General features: G+C 41.8%; 1 protein-coding gene. It reads left to right on the top strand.

The window, feature by feature from the left end; all coding sequences use genetic code 11:
* Positions 1–81: 81 nt before the first annotated feature.
* Positions 82–335, top strand: a 254-nt coding sequence (locus tag FEZ08_RS12130; RefSeq protein ID WP_479684293.1) for a Y-family DNA polymerase, incomplete at its 3' end; no start/stop codon positions are given.

Here is a 335-nt window from a genome sequence, read left to right as displayed (position 1 = left end):
GGGGTACCAGGACGCTGCCGATTATACGAAATACAGGGTAAGTATGACTTCATTATCGCAAAGCCTCGTATGAAGCTCTATATGGAATTTAGTGATCGAATCGTCAATATATTTTTGAAGTACGTATCAGTTGAGGATTTATACGTCTACTCAGTAGACGAAAGTTTACTGGATCTCACAACGTACCGGAAGTTCTATAATAAGAGTATGATTGAGATTGCGCAAATGATTATCCGGGATATATATCAGGAACTGCATGTGATTGCTACTGCAGGCATTGGCCAAAATATGGTTATGGCCAAACTGGCGCTCGATCTCGAAGGCAAGAAACGCCG

This window comes from Culicoidibacter larvae (genome assembly GCF_005771635.1).
Classification (GTDB): Bacteria; Bacillota_I; Bacilli_A; order Culicoidibacterales; family Culicoidibacteraceae; genus Culicoidibacter; species Culicoidibacter larvae.
This window is presented reverse-complemented; position numbering and strand designations above follow the sequence as displayed.